Below are 22,957 nucleotides of genomic sequence, written 5' to 3'. Positions count from 1 at the left end.
CGAATGCCTCCCTCTTCTGTTCATCGCATTACAAGCGTTCACATCCAGCTATTCATTCCGTTCGTCCTGAGTAGCCACTGAGCTTGTCGAAGTGGCGTATCGAAGGATCGAGGTAGGCGCTGACCCTTCGATACGGGCTTTTGACAGGCTCAGTCCCTACTCAGGGCGAACGGATGATTTAAGACGCTGCGCTTTTGGTCCCCGCCTCAGTAGCGGTAATGATCCGGCTTGAACGGCCCTTCCACCGGCACGCCGATATAATCGGCCTGCTTCTGGCTCAGCTTGGTCAGCTTCACGCCCAGCTTTTCCAGATGCAGTTCGGCGACCTTCTCGTCCAGATGCTTGGGCAGGACATAGACGTCGTTCTTATACTGCTCGCTCTTCGTCCACAGCTCGATCTGCGCCAGCGTCTGGTTGGTAAAGCTGGCCGACATCACGAAGCTGGGGTGGCCGGTGGCGTTGCCCAAATTGACCAGGCGGCCCTTGGACAGGACGATGATCTTCTTGCCGTCGGGGAATTCGACTTCATCGACCTGCGGCTTGATCTCGGTCCACTTGAAGTTCTGGAGGCCGGCAATCTCGATTTCGCTGTCGAAATGGCCGATGTTGGACACGATCGCCATATTCTTCATCGCGCGCATGTGATCGACGGTTAGAACGCCTTCATTGCCGGTCGCGGTGACGAAGATGTCGGCGCGCGGGGCGGCCTCTTCCATCGTCACGACTTCATAGCCCTCCATCGCCGCCTGCAACGCGCAGATCGGATCCACTTCGGTCACCAGCACGCGCGCGCCGCCATTGCGGAGCGACGCAGCGCTGCCCTTGCCGACGTCGCCGAAGCCCGCGACGCAGGCGATCTTGCCCGCCAGCATGACGTCGGTGCCGCGACGGATCGCGTCGACCAGCGATTCCTTGCAGCCGTACAGATTGTCGAACTTCGACTTGGTGACGCTGTCGTTCACGTTGATCGCCGGGAAGGGCAGCTTGCCCTTCTTGCTCAGCTCGTAAAGGCGGTGCACGCCGGTCGTCGTCTCTTCCGAAACGCCCTTGATGCTCGCAACCGTCTTGGTCAGGAAGCCGGGGCGCTCGGCCAGCACGCGCCTCAGCGTCTTGACGAAGATTTCTTCCTCTTCGTTCGACGGCGTGAACAATTCTTCACCGGCCTCGACCCGCGCGCCCCATAGGGCGAACATGGTGGCGTCGCCGCCATCGTCCAGGATCATGTTGCAGACGCCGGATTCATGATTATGCCAATCGAAGATGCGCTCGACATAATCCCAATATTCTTCGAGCGTCTCGCCCTTGATCGCGAAGACCGGCACGCCCGACGCGGCGATCGCGGCGGCGGCATGGTCTTGCGTGGAATAGATGTTGCAGGTCGCCCAGCGGACTTCCGCGCCCAGCGCCGTCAGCGTCTCGATCAGCACGGCGGTCTGGATCGTCATGTGCAGCGATCCGGTGATGCGCGCGCCTTTCAGCGGCTGCGACGGACCGAATTCGGCGCGCAGCGCCATCAGGCCGGGCATTTCGGTTTCGGCGATATCCATTTCCTTGCGGCCAAAGGCGGCAAGGCCGATATCGGCGATCACATAATCCTGCGCCTGGGTGGCGGGTGCAGTGGCCACGAGCGTATCTCCGTCAGCTTAGAATGGACCCCCGCCAGCGATTAGCCGGGCGGCGGCAATGCAACGCCCTTTACCAACCGGCGGCGCGCATGGCAACTCATATAAAGATTTCTTTATGTGCCCTGTGTGAGACGCTTCCGTTCACGCAGACCCCGCGCCGGAGACGAGGTGGGAGGCATCCACCCCCGCCGCGGCATAGGCCGCCGCCCATTTGCGCCGTGTTGGCACATCGAACAGCAGGTCGGGGTCGCCATCGGCCAGGAACCAGCTGTCGCCGTGCATTTCCTGCTCCAATTGGCCCGCGCCCCAGCCGGCATAGCCCAGCGCGACCAGGTAGCGGCTTGGTCCCCGACCCTCCGCGATCGCCTTCAATATGTCGAGCGATCCCGACAGTCCCCACCGGTCGCCGACATGGACCATGTCCTGCCCGCCCCAGTCGAGCGAATGGAGCACGAAGCCGCGCCGCGGTTCGACCGGCCCGCCGCGCAACACCGGCATATCGGGCACCCGGCTGCCGTCGATATCGAAACTTTCGAGCAATTCGCGTAGCGTGATCCCGTCCATCTCCTCGCCCACCGCTATGCCCAGCGCGCCGTCTTCGTCATGGACGCACAGCGCCACCACCGAATGATCGAACCGCATGTCCGCCATGCCGGGAAGGGCGAGCAGAAAATGCCCGCTGTAAAAGCGCGTCTGGGTCATCAACATGAATATAGCCAGCATCGCCCACTTGCCAAGGACACATGGTCGCACCGGCGGGGCGTTGCGACATATAACTGGCCCGGCGTCTTGACAGCGGCCCTGGCAGCGCCGACCTCCCGCCCGTCACAAGGCCAGGAGAGACACATGACCATTTCCAAGGGCGATCGCCTTCCCAGCACCACCTTCACCCAATTGACCGAAAACGGCCCTGAGGCCGTGTCGTCCGACGATTATTTCGCCGGCAAGACCGTCGCCATCTTCTCGGTGCCCGGCGCCTTCACCCCTACCTGCTCGGCCAAGCATCTGCCCGGCTTCATCGACAAGAGCGAAGCGCTGAAAGCCAAAGGCGTGGACGAGATCGCCTGCACCGCGGTCAATGACGCCTTCGTCATGGGCGCCTGGGCCAAGTCGGCCGGCGCGGACGGCAAGGTCACGATGCTCGCCGACGGCAATGGCGATTTCGCGCAGGCCGTCGGCCTCACCATGGACGGCAGCAAGTTCGGCCTGGGCCAGCGCGGCCAGCGATTCTCGATGATCGTCAAGGACGGCGTCGTGACGGAACTCAATGTCGAGGCGCCTGGCGACTTCAAGGTTTCGTCGGCCGACCATATGCTCGAACAGCTCTGATGTTTCAGCAGGATGGGCGGCGGACTTAAAATCCGCCGCCCATCCTGCACAGCGCGTCTTCCTTCCGTCATGCAAAGACGGTAACAGGGGGCGATGACACAAAGCATCGGCAGCGCAACGGTCACGCAACTTGACCGCATTTACCAGACATCCATCGAAAATCTGCGCGAAGCGATGCGGGCCTATGCCCGCGATGGCAGCGTGCCTTCGGCGACCGCAAAGGCCGACCGGCGCTATTGCTATCCCGAATTGCGCATCACCTATCATGGTGACAGTGACGCGCCCCCGCCCGGCCGCTCCTTCGCCCGCCTGTCCAAGCCTGGCCGCTACGCCACCACGATCACCCGGCCCGCCATGTTCGCCGATTATCTGGCCGAACAGATCGACCTGCTCGTCCGCGACTATGGCGTGGATGTGGAGGCGGGCCTAAGCGAACAGCAGATCCCCTTCCCCTATGTGCTCGACGGGCTGGACATGAGCGCGCTGGACGGCACCCCGCCGACCGAACTGGCGCGGCACTTCCCCGCGACCGAACTGGCCGAAATCGGTGACGAGATCGCCGACGGGCTCTTCATGCCAGATGCCGATGGCGACCGGCCGCTTGCCCTGTTCGACGGGCTGCGCACGGACTTCTCGCTCGCGCGCCTCAAACATTATACCGGCACCCCGGCCGAGCATGTCCAGCGCTACATATTGTTCACCAATTATCACCGCTATGTTGATGAATTCGTCGCCTGGGCATGCGACGAATTGCAGCGGGAGGGCAGCCGATATACGGCGCTTTCAGGTGCAGGTGGCGTCTATGTAACCCCGGAAACCGCCGATCCCGCGCGGATGATCGCCGACAGCGCCTGGCGTCGGCATCAGATGCCGGCCTATCACCTGATCGCACCGGACCGCAGTGGTATCACGCTGGTCAATATCGGCGTTGGCCCGTCCAACGCCAAGACGATCTGCGACCATCTGGCCGTCGTGCGCCCCGAAGCCTGGCTGATGATTGGCCATTGCGGTGGCCTGCGCCCCAGCCAGCGGATCGGCGACTATGTGCTGGCCCACGCCTATCTGCGCGACGATCATGTGCTGGACGAAATGCTGCCGCCGGAAATTCCGGTGCCGGCCATCGCCGAGGTGCAGGTCGCGATGGCGCAGGCGGCCGAGGCCGTGCTGGGCCACAGCGACCCGGAGGATTTCAAGCGCCGCCTGCGCACCGGCACCGTCGTCACGACCGACGATCGTAACTGGGAATTGCGCTATTCCAGCTCCGCCCTGCGCTTCAGCCTGTCGCGCGCGGTCGGCATAGACATGGAATCGGCCACCATCGCGGCGCAGGGCTATCGCTTCCGCGTCCCCTACGGCACTTTGCTGTGCGTGTCGGACAAGCCGATCCATGGCGAACTCAAGCTGCCTGGCCAGGCCAATCGCTTCTACGAAGAAGCGATCGCCAGCCATTTGCGCGTTGGCATCATGACCTGCGAATTGCTGCGGGAGGAAGGGGCCAAGCTGCACAGCCGCAAGCTGCGCGCTTTCAACGAACCGCCGTTCCGCTAGTCCAAGCCATGTGCTCCTGCGCAGACGGGAGCCTAGTCCTGACGTAGAAACTGGACTCACGCCTGCGGGAGTCCGCGACACCTTTATCTCTTAAGCCGCTTCCTGCCAGATGCTGATGCGGTCCTTGCCGTCCTTCTTCGCGGCGTAAAGGGCCGCGTCCGCCCGTGCGACCATATCCTCCAACTGCCCGTCGCCAGCCACCATCTCGGCCACGCCGAAACTGGCGCGCAGCCACACGTCGGGATAGTCAGGCAGTGCCAGATGGCCGACCTCTACGCGGACCCGCTCCATCACCTCAGCAGCAGCGGCGGCGCTGCTATTCATCAGCAGCAGGCCAAATTCGTCGCCACCCATTCGCCCGACCACATCGCCGCGGCGCACCGCGCTGGTGAGCAGCTGCGCGAACCCCTTGAGCGCCTGGTCGCCCGCAATATGGCCATGGCCGTCGTTCAGCGCCTTGAACCCGTCAAGATCGCACACGACCAGCGCCAGCGACAGGCCTTGCCGCCGGGCCAGCGCCATCGCCTGCGCCGCCGCTTCGTCCAGCCCCCGGCGGTTCAGCACCTGGGTCAGCGGATCGTGGCGCATCTGCGTGCGCAATTGTTGGGCCAGGTCGCCCGCCACCACCAGCACCGCCGTCACCGCCGTCGCGACATAGATAGTGGGCATGAAGATGCTGAAAATCAGGCGGTAGAGATCCTTGCCGATGTCGGGACCGCGAATCAGCATGGCCGACCCCGCCAGCGCGAACTGAACGACGACGAAAGCCAGCAGGGCGAGAAAAAACACCAGTTCCGGGGGCGTGAAAGATCGGCCCTTGGGCCAGAGCGAGGCGGCGCTGACGGCCAGCAACGCGCCGACATAGACGGGAATGATAAGGCCCTGCATGATCTGGCTGCCGATCGGGCCGATGGCGAACGCGATAGCGGCTATGACGATAGCCGCCGGAATGACGAAAGCGGCCAGACGCAGAGGTTTGCCGGACCGCTGCCGAATACCGATGGCCAGCAATGAACCGCTGATAATCAATCCCACGCCGGTCACGATGAACCAGACGGGACTTTTCAGGAAGAAGCCGCAGGCATTGGCCGCCCATTGCACCATGCCGACGCCATAGGCGGCGGTCCATGTCAGCACATGGCGTTGCCGACCAAAATGCAGCCATGCCACAGTAAGCGCTAGGGTCATGACGGCGGCGGTGCCGAACAATAGGGAAAGGAGGATGGCTGGCGCGTTCATACGCCAGCCATTTACCAAGATTTACTCCGACTTACCAGCCGCAGGACTTGCCTTTATTTTGCGTAATCAACCACTTCTGCAATGGAGCGAAATAATTGACCAATGCCTTGCCTGACATCTCGCGGCGGCCGGTGAAGGCTTGAAGCGCGTCGGGCCAAGGCTTTGACGCCCCCATCTGCAACATCGCATCAAGTTTCGCGCCCACGGCCTTGTTCCCGTAGAAGGAACAGCGGTGCAGCGGTCCCTTCCATCCGGCCTGCTTGCAAGCGGCTTCGTAGAATTGGAACTGGAGCACCCGCGCGAGGAAGTAACGGGTGTAGGGCGTGTTGCCGGGGATATGATATTTGCCGCCGGCATCGAACTTCGTCTCGTCGCGGGACACGGGTGGGACGATGCCCTGATATTGCAGGCGCAGGTCGGTCCAGCCCTTTTCATACTGGCTCTGCGGGATCGATCCGTCGAACACACCCCAACGCCATTTGTCGATCAGCAGGCCGAACGGCAGGAAGGCGACCTTGTCCATCGCCTGCCGCAGCAGCAGCCCCGTATCCTTGTCCGCGCCCGGCACCTTTGCGGGATCGAGCAGGCCGATCTTCACCAGATAGTCGGGCGTGATCGACAGCGCCACGAAGTCGCCGATCGCTTCATGGAAGCCGTCATTGGCGCCGTCCAGATAGAGCGGCTTTTGCGCCTGATAGGCGCGCTGGTAATAATTATGGCCCAGCTCATGATGGATGGTGACGAAGTCGTCGCCATTGACCTTGGTGCACATCTTGATGCGGATGTCGTTCTTATTGTCCAGGTCCCAGGCCGATGCGTGACAGATCACCTCCCGGTCGCGCGGCTTGGTGATTTGCGACCGGTCCCAGAAGGTCTGCGGCAGCGGCTCGAAACCCAGCGAACTATAGAAGCCCTCGCCCGCCTTCACCATCTTGACCGGGTCATAGCCCTTGGCCGTCAACAGGTCGGTCGTGTCGAAGCCCAGGTCGCCTGCCCCCGCCGGCGCCACCACATCATAGATATTGCCCCATTCCTGCGCCCACATATTGCCCAACAGGTCGGCGCGGATCGGCCCCGTCTTGGGCTGCACCGCATCGCCATATTTCTCATTGAGCTTGGTGCGGGTATAGCAATGGAGGTCATCATAGAGCGGCTTGACCTCCGCCCAGATCTTGTCGGTCAGCTTGGCGAAATCGTCGGCCGGCATGTCATATTTCGAACGCCACATCGCCCCGGTATCGGCAAAGCCCAATTCCTTGGCCCCGGCATTGGCGATGCCGACCAGTTTGGCATAGTCGGTGCGCATCGGCGCGCCGACATTGTCGTGCCAACTGACCCACATTTCCTTCAGCTCTTCGGGGTTGCGGTTAACCCCCATCTGCTCTTCAATGTCGCTGCCGTTGATCGGCTGGCCCTTGAGCGTCCCCTTCCCCTTGCCATAGGCGGACTGGAGCTTGGTCGCGAGATCGTTCAGTTCCTCGGCCGCGCCCGGCGTCGTCGGTGCGGGCAGGGTCAGCGCGGTGCGCAGCAGCGTCAGCCGGCGCTTGGTTTCCTCGCTCAAGCCTGGCGCGGTCGCATATTTCGCCGCTTCCAGCGCATAATCGACCCGCTGCCTGGTATCGATCGCGCCGAAATAGGACGCCATCGCATCGGTATCGTCCGTGATGTAAGTGGCATTGATCCACGCCGCGCGACCGCTGACGATCGACTGGTCGAAGAGCGTCTTTTCTGCCTTCGCGAGGAAGGCGTCGGCGTCGGCCGCCGTCGGCGCAGCAGCCGTGGCGGCAACACGCGCCTGCTGCGCCATCACCGGCGAAGCGACGAGGGCAGCCGCAAGCGCGGCCATCGATATAGCGATTTTCATGGATATCCCCTGATCGGTTATGCAGGGGAAGGTGGCTTGCTCCGGCGATACAGTCAAGCCGTCAGGAAATCGACCATCGCCTGGCCCAGCTCCTTGCGCGTAACGGCGTTCATGTGATTGCCCGGCACCTCGACATAGCGGCCATGGGGCAGCACATCGGCCAGTTCGCGGGCATTGCCGTTGCTGTCGTCGTCCGCGCCGCAAATCACTTCGGTCGGCTGCTGGAAGCCCGCGATCGTCGCCTCGTCGGTATCGACGAAGGTGTTGAGGATATTGAGCAACGCCGCCGGGTCGCCCTTGGTGGTTTTCAGGAACGCTTCGGTCATCCATTCCGACGTGCCGCGCGGGAACGTGCCGAGGTTGGTCAGGACATTGGTATAATAGCCGCCATTGTCCAGCGTCTGCACCAGGCCGCGCAGCCCCATGCCGCTCAGGATCACACGGCGCGGCGTCGCGCCCCGCGCCAGCATCCGCACCGTCGTCCGCGCGCCCAGCGAATAACCGCCCAGATCATAGTCGGTCAGGCCCAGTTGCGCGACCAGCCCCAGATTATCGTCGGTCAGCGCGTCGGCCGGATAGGCGGCGGGATCGTGCGGCTTGGCGCTATCCCCATGGCCGCGCAGGTCCGGCAGGATCAGTCGAAACCCCGCCTCCACCAGCTTGGCAGCATGGCCGTAGCGAATCCAGTTGGTATAGGCGTTGGAGAAATAGCCATGGATCAGCACCAGGTCGCGCCCTGTTCCGACCATATGCACCGCAATCGGCAATCCGTCGAAACCCTTGATCTCATGGCGTTCGATCAGCAGGTCGGTCATCGGGGCATTTCCTCTTGGGCTGGGATGCCCTGCCGATATGGTGTCATCCGCGGCGGCGCAAGAGGGCGATGAGCGCCAATGCGCTGCCAATCTGGGCCGCGGCCATGTCCTTTTGCGCGTCCCACACGTCGCCTTGCTGGCCATTATAATAATCCGCCGTCTCGCCCGCCGCCAGGATGGTGAGCAGCCATTCGAAAATCTCATAAATGGCGCTGCCCAGGCCGATCGCTGCGAACGCAAAGGCCAGCCCCCAACGCAGCGACAATCCGCCATGCCGCCGCGCGACCTCCGCGACCGGCGCGGTCAGCAATGCGCCGAATGAGAAATGCACCAGCCGGTCATAGCCATTGCGCGTCGTACCGAAGAGGCTGGAGACATCATGCCCGCTCAGCGTCCGCGCCCAGTCGTCATAGGGCACATAGCTGTAGATCCAGCGTGCGCCCAATGTGTGGAGCAGCAGGAACAGCCAGATGCAGCCGACAGACGATGTCGAAATCGGCCAACGCCCTAGCAGCCAGGGCGTCGCCAGGATCAGCGCGATCGTCGGCCCATGCTGCAGCGGTGCGAGGTCGGGATAGGGTTGCGCGATATTGGCCAGGCCAACGGCGCAGAGCAGCGCGACGATCATCCGGCGCTGCGCGATCGGAAGAGCCTTCCACATCGCAACAGCGCCGGCAATCATGACAGGCCTTACCCCTTCTTAAGGTGGCGACGGCCGAGCAGTTCCGCGATCTGCACTGCGTTCAGCGCCGCGCCCTTGCGCAGATTATCGCTGACGCACCACAGGTTGATGCCGTTCTCGATCGTGGAATCTTCCCGCACGCGGCTGATGAAGGTCGCGAAATCGCCCACGCACTCGATCGGCGTGATATAGCCGCCATCCTCACGCTTATCGACCAGCATGATGCCGGGCGCCTCGCGCAATATGTCCTGCGCTTCCTTGGCCGAAATCTCATTCTCGAACTCGATGTTGATCGATTCGGAATGGCCCACGAACACCGGCACGCGCACGCAGGTTGCGGTGACCTTCACCTTGGGATCGAGGATCTTCTTGGTTTCCGCGACCATCTTCCATTCTTCCTTGGTCGAACCATCGTCCAGGAACACGTCGATATGCGGGATCACGTTGAAGGCGATCTGCTTGGTGAACTTCTTGGGCTCGGCAGGATCGCCGACGAAGATGTTGCGGCTCTGCTCGAACAGTTCGTCCATGCCCGCCTTGCCCGCGCCGGACACCGACTGGTAGGTGGACACGACCACGCGCTTGATCTTGGCAAAATCGTGCAGCGGCTTCAACGCCACGACCATCTGCGCGGTCGAGCAGTTGGGGTTGGCGATGATGTTCTTCTTCTTATAGCCGTCGATCGCGTCCGGGTTCACTTCGGGCACGATCAAGGGCACGTCCGGGTCCATGCGATAGAGCGAGCTGTTGTCGATCACGACGCAGCCGGCCGCCGCCGCCTTGGGCGCATAGATTTCGGTCGCGCCGCTACCCGCGGCGAACAGGGCGATGTCCCATCCGGTAAAGTCGAAATGCTCGATATTCTGGCATTTCATGGTCTTGCCGCTGTCACCGAAATCAATGGTCAGCCCCTGCGACCGCGACGAAGCGACCGCCGCGATCTCGTCAATAGGAAACTCGCGCTCGGCGAGAATGGTCAGCATCTCGCGGCCCACATTCCCCGTGGCTCCGACGACGACGACCCTATAACCCATGACAAAAGACTCCAGTTCAACGCAGGATTGCGGAGTGCGCGCCATAGCGATGTGGCCACAATTGTCCAGAAAGAAGGGCTTGCCTGCTGCAAAACCCTACTCCCGCGCAATTTTATTTCGAAGCCACGTCCGGCCCGCCAGCATGTTCGGCCAGGAAATGTTCGATCGTCTTCCACACGTGGACACTGACGCCCGGCCCGCCGACGCGATGGGTCTGGCCCGGATAGGCCATCATCTCGAACGGAACCGCCGCGCCCTGCATCTTGGCCATCAGCGCGGTCGCATTGTCGAACACGACATTATCGTCGGACATGCCGTGAATCAGCAGCAGCGGATCGGCGATCTTCACCGCGTCATCCACCGCGCCGGCCCCCGGATAGGCGCTGCCTTTGTCCTGCGGCTGGCCCAGATAGCGTTCGGTATAATGGGTGTCGTAGAGCTGCCACTTGGTCACCGGCGCCCCCGCAATGGCGGCGGCAAACACGCCGGGCGCCTTTTCCAGAAGCTTCAATGACATATAGCCGCCATAGGACCAGCCATAGGTCGCGATTCGCTTGGGATCGACGAACGGCTGAGCTTTCAACCACGCCACCCCCTTCAGCTGGTCATCGACCTCCACCGTTCCCATAGCGCGATAAAGATGATCCTCGAACGCCTTGCCGCGATCGGGCGTGCCGCGATTGTCGATCGCAAATACGATCCAGCCGCGATCCACCAGATATTGATTCAGCGCGCCGCTCCATGTGTTGGTCACCTGCCGCCCGCCGCCCGGACCGCCATAATGGATCATGAACACGGGATAGCGTTTCCCCTGCTCCATCTTCGGCGTCATGATCTTGGTATAGAGCGTCGTCCCGTCCGCCGCCTTCACCGTGCCGAAGGTCGTCTTCGCATGACCCGCGACATAGGGTGCATAAGGGTGACTGCCCGTCAGCGCATTGTCCGACAGCCATTGCAACTGCTTGCCGCCGCTGTCGGCCAGATAGACCTGTTTGGGCTGGTCGCTATTCTGGCGCGTCACCACAACCCGGCTCGCCGCGCCGTCCATCACTGCGTCATTCCACCAGTCCTTGGCCGTCAGCGCCCGCGCCTCTCCGGCCCTGCCCAGCGATGTCACATAAAGCTGCTGCTCCAGCGGCGTTTCGCGATTGCCGGTGAAATAGACCAGCCCCTTGTCCTCATCCACGCCCACGACGTCGCGTACTTCCCAGTCGCCACTGGTCAGCGCCGTCCATCGGTCGCCCTTCACGCGATACAGATGCCCATGGCCGCTTTTCTCCGACCACCAGAGAAAACTGCCATCTTTCAAAGCATGGAAGTTGTTCGACAGGTTGATCCAGCTTTTCGCGGTCTCTGTCAGCACCACCCGCGCCTTGCCCGTAGCAGGATCAACCGCCAACAGGTCGAGCCGTTTCTGATCCCGGCTCTCGCGCTGCACATAGAGCGTCCTGCCGTCCTTCGACCAATCGACGCGGGCGATATAAATGTCCTTCTCCGCGCCCAGGTCGACCTTCACTTGGCTCGATCCATCAGGCTTTATCACGAACAGGTCGACAATCGCGTTGGGCGTCCCGGCGGCGGGATAGCGCTGCTGATAGACCTTCGTCCCCTCCCCGCCGATCGCCGTGCGGGTGACGATCCCGACCGGGCTCTCATCGACCCGCGCCACTGCGATGCGGCTGTCGTCGGGCGACCACCAATAGCCGGTGCGCCGGTCCATTTCCTCCTGCGCGACAAACTCCGCCACGCCCCAGCTGATCGTGTCGCTGGCCCCCTGCGTCACCTGCCGCTCCGCACCGCCGATCGGCTGGGTGAACAGATTGCCGCCACGCACGAAGGAGACATAGCCGCCTTTGGGACTGACCACGCCATTCAACTCGCCGTCGGGCGTATCGGTCAGCCGCGTCACCTTCCCGTCCAATCCGGCGAGATACAGGTCGCCATCCACCGGCACCAACAGGCTCTTGCCGTCCGGCGCCCAGTCATAGCTGGTGATGCCGGTGCTGCCCGCCACGGAGCGATCGCGCTCGCGCTGCATCTTCTCCGCTTCGGAAAGCTCCGCGCCGCTCCCGGTCTTCTTCGAATCGACCAGCATCCGTTCCGCGCCCGTCTTGCTGTCGATCGCCCACAGGTCGAGCCGTTCCTTCTCGTCGGTGCGGGGTTTCAGCAAAGTCACCAGCGATCCGTCCGGCGACAATTTAAGCGCACGCGGCTGCGGCCCGGCCAGATCGGGGCTGGCGAAGACGCGCTCCAACGTCAGCTGCTCCTGCGCGCCGGCGGGAAGAGGGAAGAGCAGCAGCGCGCCGAGGGCCGCGCCGGCTTTCAGATAGGGGGGCATGATCGTCCTTTCCGGTCGGCGCGCGAACGCGCCGCATGATGGCGCGGATTTAGCGCGACACATTAGAAAAGATCAATGCTAGGAAATTATATGTCTTGCCATGATCGCCCGGATCATGGTGGGCGCGGCAGGGATTGAACCTGCGACCCCACCCGTGTGAAGGGTGTGCTCTACCACTGAGCTACGCGCCCCCTTTAAGGAGGAGGCGGCCTTTGGCATCGGCCGCGCGCCCTGTCAATATCCGGGCATCGATTTGATCGAAAGGCGTTTCAGCCGGGCCGATCATTCTTTATAACAGCCTCAGCAAATCACGGAGGTCAGCCTTCATGCCCCAACGCCTCACCCTGCTGATCGCAAGCCTGCTGCTTACGACGCTGGCCGGCTGCAATATGGTGCAGGGCGTCGGCCGGGACATCGAATCGGTGGGACGCGCCGGCAAGGACGCCATGCACTGAGGGATTATTGAAGGATACGGCTCATCGCGGTCATATTCTTGCGCAGGCGCACGCCGTCGCAATCCGGCTCGCCACATTCGCACGCTTCGATCGTATAGCGCACACCACACATCACCAGCACGTCATGATCGAACGAATAGTTGGAAATGCCCGCGCGCTCGACCTTTTCCTGTGCTCTGGCCTTGAGAGTCATGCATGTCCTCCCCGTCATGATGTGGGACGTCGATAATTCATGTTGCGATGCACAATGTCAATTGATCGACATTTGTTCCTTTGATGCTTTTAACAAAATTGTCGCCGAAATGACACGCTTCGCCCCATCGCCGTCGGCGACTTGCGCGCGACGGCACAGCCTCCCATATGCCGGCTCATGAACGACCAACGCAGCTCCTCCATGCCCGTCTGGCATGGCACCACCATCATGTCGGTCCGCAAGAATGGAAAGGTCGTCGTCGCTGGCGATGGGCAGGTTTCCATGGGCCAGACCGTGATGAAGCCCAACGCCCGCAAGGTTCGCCGCCTGCATGACGGCAGTGTGATCGGGGGATTTGCCGGCGCGACCGCCGACGCCTTCACCCTGTTCGAACGGCTCGAAGCCAAGCTGGAGCGCTTTAACGGCCAGTTGATGCGCTCGGCGGTCGAACTGGCCAAGGACTGGCGCACCGACAAATATTTGCGCAATTTAGAAGCGATGATGATCGTCGCGGACAAGGATGTGACCTTGATCCTGACCGGCAATGGCGACGTGCTGGAGCCGCTGCATGGCGTTGCGGCCATCGGTTCGGGCGGCAATTACGCCCTGGCCGCCGCCCGTGCGCTGATGGAATATGAGGACAACGCCGAAACCCTCGCCCGCAAAGCGATGGCTGTCGCGGCCGACATCTGCGTTTACACCAACGACCAGCTGACGATCGAGACGCTGGATAGCGTTTCTTAAATCCCCATCCCGCTTGCGGGAGAAGTTAGGGGGAGGGCCTGTAACGGCGCTCCTCGACACGCCCTCCGCCGACCCCTCCCTGAAGGGAGGGGAGAAGGACCGACATGAACGACAACCTGACCCCCAAAGCCATCGTCGCCGCCCTTGATGCACATATCATCGGCCAGCAGGACGCCAAGCGCGCCGTCGCCGTAGCGCTGCGCAACCGCTGGCGGCGCCAGCACCTCCCCGCGGACCTGCGCGATGAGGTGACGCCCAAGAACATCTTGATGATCGGGCCGACCGGCTGCGGCAAGACGGAGATCAGCCGTCGCCTCGCCAAGCTGGCCGACGCCCCCTTCGTCAAGGTCGAAGCCACCAAATTCACCGAGGTCGGCTATGTCGGCCGCGACGTCGAACAGATCGTCCGCGATCTGGTCGAGGAAGCCGTGCGCCTGGAGAAGGACCGCCGCCGCGAAGCCGTGCGCGAAGCCGCCTCCGAAGCCGCCATGGCCCGCCTGCTTGACGCGCTCACTGGCAAGGAAGCGAGCGAGGCCACCCGGCTTTCGTTCCGCCAGAAGATCGAGGCGCATCAGATGAACGATGTCGAGGTCGAGGTGGAAGTCGCCGACAGCCCCTCCATGCCGATGGAAATCCCCGGCATGGGCGGTCAGGTGGGCATGATAAACCTGTCCGACATGATGTCGAAGGCGTTCGGCCAGCAACAGAAGAAGCGCCGCAAAATGCGCGTTGCCGACGCCTGGGACAAGCTGGTCGAGGAGGAGCAGGACAAGCGGCTGGACCAGGACGACGTCGCCCGCACCGCCATCACCAGCGCGGAACAGAATGGCATCGTCTTCCTCGACGAGATCGACAAGATCGCGGTCAGCGACGTGCGCGGCGGTTCCGTCAGCCGCGAAGGCGTGCAACGCGACCTGCTACCCCTGATCGAAGGCACGACCGTCTCCACCAAATATGGCCCGCTCAAGACCGATCATATCCTCTTCATCGCGTCCGGCGCCTTCCACGTCGCCAAGCCCAGCGACCTGCTGCCCGAACTCCAGGGCCGCCTGCCGATCCGCGTAGAACTCAAGGCGCTGACCGAGGAGGATTTCGTCGCGATCCTCTCCGACACCAAGGCCAGCCTGGTGGCGCAATATCGCGCGCTGCTGGCGACCGAAGAGGTGACGATCGACCTCACCCCCGACGGCATCCGCGCGGTGGCGAAGATCGCCGCCGACGTGAACAGCGAAATCGAGAATATCGGCGCCCGCCGCCTCCAGACGGTGATGGAAAAGCTGCTGGAGGACGTCAGCTTCGAAGCCGAAGACCGCCGCGGCGAAACGCTGCTGATCGACCGCGCCTATGTGGAGAAGCAACTATCAGCTGTCGCACACGACACGGATTTGAGTAAGTATGTGCTATGAGGCATCGCTTGGGATGAGCGCGACCGGGAGATATTCACCGCGCTCAGCCATAGCTCGTAGCGTCAGTGGACCGAGAACAGAAAAATAGTAGCCGTTGCCGAAGAAGGGCGATGCCTTGTCTCGGCAATGTGCGGAGCGGTGACCATCTTCAATATTAAAGGATGGCGATCCACGGCCATGGCCGTGCCATTTTTGGCAATGATGACACCAGATGACGACCCCGTTATCCGAAGTACGAAATGCAGCTAACGGATTGCTCCGTGTCACCGTCCGAATAGTCATCACCCACCTCCGTTCGTTTCGAGCGTAGTCGAGAAACGGGGCGCAGCGCTTGCGGCTTCTCGACTACGCTCGAAGCGAACGGACGTATTTTCAAGGGTCCGCCGACGGTTAATAACTCCGCCCGACCAGCACCCGCTCCACCGCCGGTGCGCCCGTAAAGATGCACGTGCCATCCGCCGCCGCAGCATCCAGCGGCACGTTGCGCAGCGTCAGCTTCTCGCCCTTGAGCCATTGCACAACCTTGTCCAGCGCCTCGCCGGTCGGCTTGGCCCATTGCACCAGCGCCCAGCCCGGCTTGGCGCTGGCGTTGAAATAGGCTTTCAGCGCATCGAGATCGCCGATCGACCGATCGATGCTGCCATCCAGACGCGCCTTGGCGTCCGCGAACAGCGACGCCTGGATATCGTCCAGCATCGCGGTCGCGCCGGCCACGAAATCGCCCTTGGCCACGATCTGACTGTCCAGCTTGCCATCTTCGCGATACAGGCGATCGCGCCGGATGACCGACACATTGCCGCCCGCCACATCGCGTCCACCAACCTCGATCACGATCGGCGCGCCCTTCTTGACCCAGGCCCAGCGCTTGGTCGCGGCCTTCGCCGGGCGCTTGTCCAGCAGCGCGCGCACGGGTTCGCGGAACGCGTCCAGCCCGTTCAACTGCGTCACCAGGTCGGCGCAATAATCAACGATTGCGGCATCCTCGTCATTGTCGCGCAGCATCGGCACGACGACGACCTGATAGGGCGCGACACGCGGCGGCACGCGCAGGCCATCGTCGTCGCCATGCACCATGATGAGGCCGCCGATCATCCGGGTGGACATGCCCCAACTGGTCGTCTGCGCCAGTTCCTGTTGCCCTTCGGCGTTCTGGAACTTGATATTCTGCGCCTGGCTGAAGGTCGTGCCCAGGAAATGCGAAGTGCCCGCCTGCAATGCCTTGCCGTCCTGCATGATCGCTTCGATAGAATAAGTGGCGACCGCGCCGGGGAAGCGTTCATTCTCCGGCTTCTCGCCCGCGACCACCGGCATGGCGACGCACTCTTCCGCAAAGCTGCGATAGACTTCCAGCATCTTCATCGTCTCTTCCATCGCCTCGGCGACAGTGGCGTGGGCGGTGTGGCCTTCCTGCCAGAGAAACTCCGTGGTGCGCAGGAACATGCGGGTCCGCATTTCCCAGCGCACGACATTGGCCCACTGGTTGATGAGGACAGGCAGGTCGCGCCACGACTGCACCCAGCGGCTGAACGCCGCCCCGATCACCGTTTCGGACGTCGGCCGCACGACCAGCGGCTCTTCCAGCTTCGCGTCGGGGTCCGGCACCAGCTTGCCGTCCTTCTGGATCAGCCGGTGATGGGTGACGACCGCCATTTCCTTGGCGAAGCCGTCGACATGCTCGGCCTCCTTCTCGAAATAGGATAGCGGGATGAACAGCGGGAAATAGCAATTTTCATGCCCCGTCGCCTTGATCCGCGCGTCGAGCAGCGTCTGGATACGCTCCCAAATGCCATAGCCCCACGGCCGGATAACCATGCACCCGCGCACGCCGCTTTCCTCGGCCAGATCGGCCTCCGAAATGACGGCCTGATACCAGGCGGAAAAATCCTGTTCGCGGGTGACGGAAAGGGCGTGTTTCACGGGATCGAAAACCTGACGTAAAAAGGGAATGGCGCGCCATAAGCCACAGGCAGCGTCCCTGTCGACCCCTCTTCCCGCAGGACGCCGTCGTTAGTCGGCCGCACCCATCTCCGCCAACCAGGCCTTGGCCTGCTTGGGTTCGCCCACAGCGTCCGCCGCCGCAGGCCCCCGCGCCGCCATGAAGCGCTGGTGCAGCGCAAACGGCTCCAGTCCCAGTGTATCGCGCATCCCGTCAATCTCATTCGCCAGTGCGTCCAGCGCCACGATAACGGGCGCGACACGCGCGCGCGCAACCTTGTCCTTCTGATGGTCGAACAGGCCCCATTGCCCGCCCGCCGTCACGCGCAGCGCCGCGATCAGCGCCTCGCGATACTCCGCCTCCACCTCTTCCCGGCGGACGTCGAGCCGCTCCAGTCTGTCCGCCTTCGCCATGCGTCAGGTCAGCTTGTCGATCTTGGCGTTGAGCGCGGCGAGTTGCGCCTTCAGGTCGCTGATCTCGTCATCCTTGCTACCATCGGTCGCGGCCGGCGTGGCGGGCGCGGCCGGTGGCGTCATGCCGGGGATACCCGGCATACCAGGCATACCCGGCATACCCGGCACGCCATTGCCAAAGGCGCTGGCCGCCGCTTCGAACATCTGCAGGTTGCGCTTGGCGATGTCGGCCAGGGGACCGCCGCCAAAGGCGCCCTTCATGGCTTCCTGGAACTGCTGCTGGTTCTTGCGGAACGCGTCCATCGACGCCTCCAGATATTGCGGCACCATCGACTGCATAGAATCGCCATACATGGAAATCAGCTGGCGCAGGAAGTTGACCGGCAGCATGTTCTTGCCGCGCTGTTCTTCCTCCATGATGATCTGGGTCAGCACATTATGCGTGATGTCCTCGCCACTTTTGGCGTCGACCACGGTGAACTCGCGCCCTTCCCGCGTCATCTGCGACAAAAGATCGAGCGTGATATAACTCGAAGTTTCGGTATTATAAAGCCGCCTATTGGCGTACTTCTTGATCACGACCGGTTCCGATTCATTGACGGTCTTAGATTTGGCCATGGATTCCTCTCCCATACCTGAACATCTCGCAATAGCACAGGGCAATGCCGCACCGCAACATGGGCCGCGACCTTTACCCCTTTTTCTCAATATTTTATGGCGCGAAACGGAGAATGATCCTGATCTGCGCCGCCGCGCATTTCAGGGATTGCGCAAATATCAGGAAGCAGCGCGCCCCCCCGCCCCGCCGCCGGCCCGTCCCATCGCTGCCGCTGGCCCCGCCCGGTTGCTGCAACATGGCGCTGCAAACGGCCGTTCTCCCGTCGTTTTCATCCCCTCACTCATCAATCCGCCCCGCGTGCTGGATCTGTCTGAAAGCCGGTCTTTGCTGCGCCACATGGTTGCAGCAGGGCATGACGCGCATCTGGTCGACTGGGGCGCGCCGACAGCGCGGGACGCCGCGCTCGGCCTCGATGGCCATGTCACCGAACGGCTGCTGCCGCTGCTGGCCGCCTTGCCCCGCCCGCCGATCCTGGTCGGCTATTGCCTGGGCGGCAGCCTGGCTTTGGGCGCAGCAACCATGGCCGCCTTCCCTGCGGTAGCGACCATCGCCGCGCCCTGGCGGTTCGATGCCTTCCCCGCCGCCGATCTGCAACTGATCGGCGGCCTGTGGAACGGCGCGCGCGCGATGAGCGAGCGGATCGGCTATGTCCCGATGGAGATATTGCAGTCCGGCTTCTGGGCGATGGACCCGGCCCGCACCATCGCGAAATATGCCGCCTTCGCCGACGCTGCGCCCGGCTCCGACGCGGAGCGCGCCTTCCTGGCGGTGGAGGACTGGGCCAATGGCGGCGCGCCGCTCACCTATGCTGCGGGACGCGACCTGTTCGACCAATTCTACGCCGCCAATATCAGCGGACGGGGCCAATGGCGCATCGATGGCCGCATAGTGGACCCGGCTGCGCTCGACTGTCCCACCTTGTCGATCGTATCGACCAGCGACCGCATCGTGCCTGCCGCCGCCGGCCCTCGCTTGCGCGAAGAACGCAGCCTTTCGCTTGGCCATGTCGGCATGGTCGTGGGCGGCCGCGCCCGCGAAACGCTGTGGGAACCGCTGTCCCATTGGCTTTCCAGCCAGGGCGGTTGATGCTATTGCGCCTGCGAAAACAACCACTGGAATCGAGGATCAGGCCTTTGTCAGACATCGTCATTACCGCCGCCAAGCGCACCGCCGTCGGCAGCTTCATGGGTGCCTTCGGCTCGACCCCCGCGCACGAACTGGGCCGCCAGGCGATCATCGCCGCGCTCGCGCAGGCCGGCGTCGCGCCCGATGAAGTGGATGAAGTGATCCTGGGCCAGGTGCTGTCCGCCGGCCAGGGGCAGAACCCGGCGCGCCAGGCCGCTGTCAACGCCGGCATCCCGGTCGAGCGCACCGCCATCGGCCTCAATCAGCTGTGCGGTTCAGGTCTGCGCGCTGTCGCGCTCGCGGCGCAGGCGATCCGCGCCGGCGACGCCAACATCATGGTCGCGGGCGGCCAGGAAAGCATGTCGCTCGCCCCCCATGCGCAGTATCTGCGCGCGGGCAGCAAGATGGGCAATGTCAGCCTCATCGACACGATGATCCATGACGGCCTGACCGACGCCTTCAACAATTATCATATGGGCATCACCGCCGAAAATCTGGCGGAAAAATATCAGATCAGCCGCGAAGCACAGGATATTTTCGCCGTCGCCAGCCAGAACAAGGCGGAAGCCGCGCGCGCATCGGGCCGCTTCGCCGACGAAATTGTGCCGGTCACGATCAAGGGGCGCAAGGGCGACACCATCGTCGATCAGGACGAATATATCCGCGCCGGGGCCACCATCGAAGCGATGGAAAAGCTGAAGCCTGCCTTCAAAAAGGACGGCACCGTCACCGCCGCCAACGCCAGCGGCCTGAATGACGGCGCCGCCGCGCTGGTGCTGATGACCGCCGATGCCGCCGCCAAGCGCGGCGCGACCATCCTGGGCCGCATTGCCGGTTTCGCGACCTGCGGCGTCGATCCGTCGATCATGGGCATCGGGCCGGCTCCGGCCAGCCGCAAGGCGCTGGAAAAGGCCGGCTGGTCGATCGCCGACCTCGACCTCATCGAAGCGAACGAAGCCTTCGCGGCGCAGGCGTTGTCTGTCGGCCAGGAACTGGGTTGGGACGCATCCAAGGTCAACGTCAATGGCGGCGCGATCGCCATTGGCCATCCGATCGGCGCATCGGGCGCCCGCGTGCTGACGACCCTGCTCTACGAAATGGCCAAGCGCGACGCGAAGAAGGGCCTTGCCACCCTGTGCATCGGCGGCGGCATGGGCGTCGCCATGTGCATCGAACGCTGATCGCGCGCTGAGTTGCAAAAAGGCCGTCGCTTCCACCGGAGCGGCGGCTTTTTTCATGTCGATACTATCTTAGCGTTGCCTGGCGAAGGCCGGGGTCCAGTCCAGCGTCGAACGGGACCCCGGCCTTCGCCGGGGAACGCTTGGCTACAGGTTTACGACAGCAATCTGAACTCACACCTTCTTCGCGCTCGCCCGGCATCGGTCGGAACAATAGACGACATTGTCCCAATCCCGTTCCCACTTCTTTCGCCAGGCGAAGGGGCGCTGGCACGTCGGACAGGTCTTGGTCGGCAGATCCCGTTTGGCAACCCCGTTTGGCATAACGTCAAATCCCTTCACGCATCGAGCGAGCGATCCTTGGTTTCAGGTAGCGCGACCAAGCACGTCACCAGCGCCAGCGCCACGATCGCCAGCGTGTACCACAAGCCAGCATAGGGATTGCCCGTCCGCGCGACGATATATTGGCTGACTAGCGGCAGGAACCCGCCGAAATATCCGGTCCCGATATGATAGGGGATCGACAACGAACTATAGCGAATACGCGCCGGGAAATATTCCGACAATAACGCCGCCACCGGCCCATAGGTCGCCCCCGACAGCGTCCACAGGACGAGCAGCGCGCCAAACACGATCATCGCCGCGGGCCAATCCGGCGTCACCGGCTCTGTCGGATAGCCACCCGCCGCCAACGCGGCATCCAGCCCTGCCGGGCTGAGGTCTGCAACCCGATGTCCCCCGACCGCCACCGTCGATGCCTCCGCATGCTGCTTGTCGTAGCTGATCCCACGCTTGGAAAAATGGTCGAGCAGCTTGCCGCAGACGGTCGGCTGCACTTTCGCGAAAGGATCGAAACGGCAATCGGGTCCGCTCACCACAACCGGCGCGCGCGCCGCCGCCGCATGCAGGGCCGGGTTCGCCGTTGCGCCCATCAGTTGATACAGTGGCATCAGCAACAGCAGCACCAGCCCATAGCCGATCATGATCGGCTTGCGACGGCCGATCCGATCGGACAGATGGCCGAAATAGATCATTGAGGCTACGCCCGCGAGCGCGCTGACGCCCACCAGCAATTGCGCCACCCCCGGCGACACATGCAGACCGCCTTGCAGGAAATTGAGCGCCTGAAACATCACGGTGTAAGCGATCACCGTGAAGCCGGCCGCCACACCGATCATCGCCACCAGCATCCGCCGCACATTGCCCGGCGCGGTGAAGGCTTCCTTCAACGGATTTTTCGCCTGCGCGCCCGCTTTCTTCATCGCCAGAAAAACCGGGCTTTCGCGCAGCATCAACCGCATCCACAGCGAAATTGCCAACAGGCCGAGCGAGAAAATAAAGGGCAATCGCCAGCCCCAGGCGTCCCAAACGTCCTGGCCCACGATCGCCTGCGTACCCACGATGACGATCAGCGAAAAGACGAAGCCGCCTATCACACCGGCCTGGATGAAGCTGGTATAGAAACCCCGCCGGTGCGGCGGCGCATGTTCGGCGACATAGATGGCCGCCCCGCCATATTCGCCGCCTAGCGCCAGCCCTTGCGCGATCCGCAACAGGATCAGGATCACCGGTGCCGCCCAGCCGATGCTGGCCGCCGAAGGCGTCAACCCCACCCCCGCCGTCGCCAGTCCCATCAGCACGATCGTCGCCAGAAACGTATATTTGCGCCCCAGCCTGTCGCCCAGATAGCCGAATAATACGGCCCCCAGCGGCCGAAAACCGAAACCGATCGCAAACCCGGCCAGCGAATATAGCAGTTCGACCGTGGGATTGTCGCTGGGAAAGAAGGTGCGCCCGATGATCGGCGCCAGCACGCCATAGATATAGAAATCATACCATTCGAACACGGTGCCCAGCGCCGACGCGGTTATGACGAGCCGGTCCCGCTTCGCATCGATCACATAATCGTGGCCAACCGCATCCGTCATCCTCATCCCCCGTCATGCCCTCGCGCCCATCGACGCCACACCATCCTATGCGCGACGGCAGCGCCCGTCGGCAAGTGGGCGGCGGACGGACCCGATCAAAACAGCCGAGCCCCGTTCGGCACCGGCCTGTCCGGCGCGAACAGCATCACCGCCCCTGCCTCATCCGCAAAGCCGAGCGTCAAGACTTCGGACATGAACTTGCCGATCTGGCGCGGCGGGAAATTCACCACGGCGGCCACCTGCCGGCCGGGCAAATCCGCCAGCGCATGGTTCTCGGTGATCTGCGCGCTGGACCGTTTTTGCCCGATGGTCGGACCGAAATCGATCCGCAGCTTGAAGGCCGGCTTGCGCGCCTCCGGGTAGGGCTCTGCAGAAACGATCGTGCCGACCCGGATGTCGACCTTCAGGAAATCGTCAAAGCCGATGATGGGTGCCGCGGCGGCGGCGGGGTCGTGGGAGAGGTGCATGACACTACCCTACCCGTTC

The 22,957-nt window shown here is 62.9% G+C and carries 22 protein-coding genes and 1 tRNA gene; 7 read left to right on the top strand and 16 right to left on the bottom strand.

Annotated elements, in window-relative coordinates; translation table 11 throughout:
* Window positions 1–206 precede the first annotated feature (206 nt).
* Both ahcY and CEQ44_RS13355 read right to left on the bottom strand, forming a co-directional pair.
* On the bottom strand, window positions 207–1,625 hold the full coding sequence (gene ahcY, locus CEQ44_RS13360) for an adenosylhomocysteinase (RefSeq protein WP_088182122.1): 1,419 nt from the start codon (window positions 1,623–1,625) through the stop codon (window positions 207–209).
* Between the two features lie 141 nt (window positions 1,626–1,766).
* Complete coding sequence (locus CEQ44_RS13355; RefSeq protein WP_088182223.1) at window positions 1,767–2,327, bottom strand: YqgE/AlgH family protein; 561 nt, start codon at window positions 2,325–2,327, stop codon at window positions 1,767–1,769.
* A gap of 144 nt (window positions 2,328–2,471) precedes the next feature.
* On the opposite strand from CEQ44_RS13355, the gene CEQ44_RS13350 reads away from it, so the two are divergent.
* Together CEQ44_RS13350 and CEQ44_RS13345 are read left to right on the top strand one after the other, a co-directional pair.
* Window positions 2,472–2,954, top strand: a complete 483-nt coding sequence (locus CEQ44_RS13350; protein ID WP_088182123.1) for a peroxiredoxin — start codon at window positions 2,472–2,474, stop codon at window positions 2,952–2,954.
* A 93-nt stretch (window positions 2,955–3,047) separates the two neighbouring features.
* Window positions 3,048–4,502, top strand: coding sequence for an AMP nucleosidase (locus CEQ44_RS13345; RefSeq protein WP_088182124.1), 1,455 nt, complete (start codon window positions 3,048–3,050; stop codon window positions 4,500–4,502).
* A gap of 90 nt (window positions 4,503–4,592) precedes the next feature.
* On the opposite strand, the gene CEQ44_RS13340 is transcribed toward CEQ44_RS13345, so the two are convergent.
* The 7 genes from CEQ44_RS13340 to CEQ44_RS13310 all read right to left on the bottom strand — a co-directional run bounded on the left by CEQ44_RS13340 (window position 4,593) and on the right by CEQ44_RS13310 (window position 12,665).
* On the bottom strand, window positions 4,593–5,741 hold the full coding sequence (locus CEQ44_RS13340) for a diguanylate cyclase (protein ID WP_088182125.1): 1,149 nt from the start codon (window positions 5,739–5,741) through the stop codon (window positions 4,593–4,595).
* Between the two features lie 31 nt (window positions 5,742–5,772).
* A complete protein-coding gene (locus tag CEQ44_RS13335) occupies window positions 5,773–7,605 on the bottom strand; it encodes a M2 family metallopeptidase (RefSeq protein WP_088182126.1) in 1,833 nt (610 codons plus the stop codon).
* Window positions 7,606–7,658: 53 nt separating this feature from the next.
* Window positions 7,659–8,420 (bottom strand): alpha/beta fold hydrolase, encoded by a 762-nt coding sequence (locus CEQ44_RS13330; RefSeq protein ID WP_088182127.1) that lies wholly within the window; start codon window positions 8,418–8,420, stop codon window positions 7,659–7,661.
* Window positions 8,421–8,463: 43 nt separating this feature from the next.
* The gene (locus CEQ44_RS13325) at window positions 8,464–9,102 is read right to left on the bottom strand and encodes a DUF2238 domain-containing protein (protein WP_088182128.1); all 639 of its coding nucleotides are present in this window, start codon (window positions 9,100–9,102) and stop codon (window positions 8,464–8,466) included.
* An 8-nt stretch (window positions 9,103–9,110) separates the two neighbouring features.
* A complete protein-coding gene (locus CEQ44_RS13320; protein ID WP_088182224.1) occupies window positions 9,111–10,136 on the bottom strand; it encodes an aspartate-semialdehyde dehydrogenase in 1,026 nt (341 codons plus the stop codon).
* 112 nt (window positions 10,137–10,248) lie between these two features.
* Window positions 10,249–12,474: a S9 family peptidase gene (locus tag CEQ44_RS13315; protein WP_088182129.1), complete on the bottom strand. Its 2,226-nt coding sequence runs from the start codon at window positions 12,472–12,474 to the stop codon at window positions 10,249–10,251.
* A 116-nt stretch (window positions 12,475–12,590) separates the two neighbouring features.
* Window positions 12,591–12,665 (bottom strand) — tRNA-Val (locus CEQ44_RS13310).
* A gap of 135 nt (window positions 12,666–12,800) precedes the next feature.
* On the opposite strand from CEQ44_RS13310, the gene CEQ44_RS13305 reads away from it, so the two are divergent.
* Window positions 12,801–12,929 (top strand): entericidin A/B family lipoprotein, encoded by a 129-nt coding sequence (locus CEQ44_RS13305; protein WP_088182130.1) that lies wholly within the window; start codon window positions 12,801–12,803, stop codon window positions 12,927–12,929.
* Between the two features lie 4 nt (window positions 12,930–12,933).
* Here the strand turns inward: CEQ44_RS13305 and CEQ44_RS13300 are convergent, their stop codons facing one another.
* Window positions 12,934–13,122: a hypothetical protein gene (locus CEQ44_RS13300; RefSeq protein WP_088182131.1), complete on the bottom strand. Its 189-nt coding sequence runs from the start codon at window positions 13,120–13,122 to the stop codon at window positions 12,934–12,936.
* Window positions 13,123–13,299: 177 nt separating this feature from the next.
* On the opposite strand from CEQ44_RS13300, the gene hslV reads away from it, so the two are divergent.
* Both hslV and hslU read left to right on the top strand, forming a co-directional pair.
* Window positions 13,300–13,866: an ATP-dependent protease subunit HslV gene (hslV, locus tag CEQ44_RS13295; protein ID WP_088182132.1), complete on the top strand. Its 567-nt coding sequence runs from the start codon at window positions 13,300–13,302 to the stop codon at window positions 13,864–13,866.
* A 104-nt stretch (window positions 13,867–13,970) separates the two neighbouring features.
* Window positions 13,971–15,272, top strand: a complete 1,302-nt coding sequence (gene hslU / locus CEQ44_RS13290) for an ATP-dependent protease ATPase subunit HslU (protein WP_088182133.1) — start codon at window positions 13,971–13,973, stop codon at window positions 15,270–15,272.
* 390 nt (window positions 15,273–15,662) lie between these two features.
* Here hslU and proS read toward each other — a convergent pair whose 3' ends face one another.
* The 3 genes from proS to phaR form a co-directional block, all read right to left on the bottom strand.
* Window positions 15,663–17,189, bottom strand: a complete 1,527-nt coding sequence (gene proS / locus CEQ44_RS13285) for a proline--tRNA ligase (RefSeq protein ID WP_088182134.1) — start codon at window positions 17,187–17,189, stop codon at window positions 15,663–15,665.
* A 90-nt stretch (window positions 17,190–17,279) separates the two neighbouring features.
* Window positions 17,280–17,621, bottom strand: coding sequence for a hypothetical protein (locus CEQ44_RS13280; protein WP_088182135.1), 342 nt, complete (start codon window positions 17,619–17,621; stop codon window positions 17,280–17,282).
* Between the two features lie 3 nt (window positions 17,622–17,624).
* Window positions 17,625–18,239 carry a polyhydroxyalkanoate synthesis repressor PhaR gene (gene phaR, locus CEQ44_RS13275; protein WP_088182136.1) on the bottom strand — a complete coding sequence of 205 codons (615 nt, stop codon included), beginning with the start codon at window positions 18,237–18,239 and terminating at the stop codon, window positions 17,625–17,627.
* Here phaR and CEQ44_RS13270 point away from each other — a divergent pair.
* Window positions 18,238–19,326, top strand: a complete 1,089-nt coding sequence (locus tag CEQ44_RS13270; RefSeq protein WP_254913658.1) for an alpha/beta hydrolase — start codon at window positions 18,238–18,240, stop codon at window positions 19,324–19,326. The genes phaR and CEQ44_RS13270 overlap by 2 nt on opposite strands.
* Before the next feature lie 47 nt (window positions 19,327–19,373).
* Complete coding sequence (locus tag CEQ44_RS13265; protein WP_088182225.1) at window positions 19,374–20,546, top strand: acetyl-CoA C-acetyltransferase; 1,173 nt, start codon at window positions 19,374–19,376, stop codon at window positions 20,544–20,546.
* A gap of 171 nt (window positions 20,547–20,717) precedes the next feature.
* On the opposite strand, the gene CEQ44_RS13260 is transcribed toward CEQ44_RS13265, so the two are convergent.
* From CEQ44_RS13260 to CEQ44_RS13250, 3 genes are all read right to left on the bottom strand, one after another.
* Window positions 20,718–20,867 (bottom strand): DUF2256 domain-containing protein, encoded by a 150-nt coding sequence (locus tag CEQ44_RS13260; RefSeq protein ID WP_088182137.1) that lies wholly within the window; start codon window positions 20,865–20,867, stop codon window positions 20,718–20,720.
* Between the two features lie 14 nt (window positions 20,868–20,881).
* Window positions 20,882–22,471 carry an MFS transporter gene (locus tag CEQ44_RS13255; protein ID WP_088182138.1) on the bottom strand — a complete coding sequence of 530 codons (1,590 nt, stop codon included), beginning with the start codon at window positions 22,469–22,471 and terminating at the stop codon, window positions 20,882–20,884.
* A 95-nt stretch (window positions 22,472–22,566) separates the two neighbouring features.
* Window positions 22,567–22,938 carry a tRNA-binding protein gene (locus tag CEQ44_RS13250; RefSeq protein WP_088182139.1) on the bottom strand — a complete coding sequence of 124 codons (372 nt, stop codon included), beginning with the start codon at window positions 22,936–22,938 and terminating at the stop codon, window positions 22,567–22,569.
* Window positions 22,939–22,957: the final 19 nt, after the last annotated feature.

Origin of the sequence: Sphingobium sp. Z007, assembly GCF_900013425.1 — a bacterium.
Classification (GTDB): domain Bacteria; phylum Pseudomonadota; class Alphaproteobacteria; order Sphingomonadales; family Sphingomonadaceae; genus Sphingobium.
This window is presented reverse-complemented; position numbering and strand designations above follow the sequence as displayed.